The organism is Moorena sp. SIO2C4 (assembly GCF_010672485.1).
Taxonomy (GTDB): Bacteria; Cyanobacteriota; Cyanobacteriia; order Cyanobacteriales; family Coleofasciculaceae; genus Moorena; species Moorena producens.
Genome location: NZ_JAAHGN010001429.1, coordinates 1 through 1,460 on the forward strand (window position 1 = coordinate 1; position 1,460 = coordinate 1,460).

Genomic DNA, 1,460 nt, shown 5'->3' on the forward strand with positions numbered 1-1,460 from the left:
TAGGATACAGTAAGCAATAACTCGGCACAGGATTTAGTTTGGCGGTCCCAGGAGGAAGAGGAATCAGACAGTAGTTTGGTACAAACCAAGCTCTCGGATTCTAACCCCAATCATGATATCTCTTTAGTTCAAACTAAATCGGTTGTTGTCAAAGCAAGTCAGCCCTTACTGACAACAACTACAACCCCAAATAGAAATATCAATTTAGATACCGAGACAGGAAAAACTAGCTCGACACCGGATTTAGTTTGGCGCAAAACTGATAACGAATCTGTAGCCAAAGTATCGAAACTCCAACAGTTAAGCGATGGGGTGATTGCTCGTCAAGCTAATCTAACTGGAGCTAATTCCATTCCCATGACAGCACCAGTTACTTCAACCACAGCCACGTCAAATCTAGCAACCACTCCAGCTGACGGGGTAGATATAGATATCGAGGCAATAGCCGAACAAGTTAGTCGTATTCTAACTCGTCAGCTAACGATGGAACAAGAACGTCGGGGGATAGAAAAATGGCATTAGCTAAACTAACTATTATTCCTTTGAAGTGGGAAAAAACTCAAGACACTAAGTACCGTGCTGTAGAGTCGGAAGACAGAGCCAATTATCCAGAGATTACGGTTTTGTTTAACCCCGAATCCTACGCTATCAAAAAAGGAGTTAGTTGGAGTGGTTCAAGTCAAAAAGAATATAATGCCCCCATCTTAGATTTTGGTGGCGGGGGAAGTCGGGAATTAACTCTGGAATTGTTATTTGATGTTTCCGAAGGGGTTAGAAATTCACGACTTCAAAATCAAAATCAAAATCAAAATCAAAATCGTTTAATAGACAGTACCGCCATCGAGGATGTACGGGAGGAAACCAATAAACTTGTTGCCCTTACCCGCATTCGACGTGTTGGAGGTAAAGAACAACCACCACCAGCTTGTAAGGTTTACTGGGGTGAAGCACCAACTAATTCTGACTTCCCTTTTGTGGGGGTGATTACTAATCTTACCCAAACCTTCACCCTGTTCAAAAGTAATGGTAAACCGATACGAGCAAAAGTCAACATCACTTTTTCGGAATATCTCAATCCAGAAGATGATAAACGGCGTACCGATCCAGAATTAACTACTCGTATTGTCAAAAGCGGTGAAACCCTCAGCAGCATTGCGGCGGATGTCTATGGTAATCCTAAGCTGTGGCGACTCATTGCTGAAGAAAATCAATTGGATAATCCCCGTCAGCTTGACATTGGTAAAACCTTAACTATTCCCAAATTGCTTTGATAGTTATGATTGATTGCTGTAGCAAGCCCAAGGGTTATGCGTTACTATTGCCTATTGCTAGCATGCCTATTGCCTCTTGCCTGTTCCCTGTTCCCAGATCCGCTGTTCCCTACTCCCTACTCCCTACTCCCTACTCCCTTTTAACTTTTAAAAATGCCATTTACCCAACCCCAATCCTCAATATTTACA

2 protein-coding genes are annotated in these 1,460 nt (G+C 42.5%); both read left to right on the forward strand.

The features are described from left to right. The first annotated feature begins 75 nt into the window (after positions 1 to 75). Positions 76 to 522, forward strand: a complete 447-nt coding sequence (locus F6K20_RS38270) for a hypothetical protein (protein WP_287298397.1) — start codon at positions 76 to 78, stop codon at positions 520 to 522. Further along, a complete protein-coding gene (locus F6K20_RS38275; RefSeq protein WP_287298399.1) occupies positions 513 to 1,271 on the forward strand; it encodes a CIS tube protein in 759 nt (252 codons plus the stop codon). The genes F6K20_RS38270 and F6K20_RS38275 overlap by 10 nt, the downstream gene beginning before the upstream one ends. The last annotated feature ends 189 nt before the right edge of the window (positions 1,272 to 1,460 follow it).

What these genes read in the sequence shown, in the direction of transcription:
- F6K20_RS38275 (WP_287298399.1), top strand. Translation starts at nt 513, where the DNA reads ATGGCATTAGCTAAACTAACTATTATTCCTTTGAAGTGGGAAAAAACT.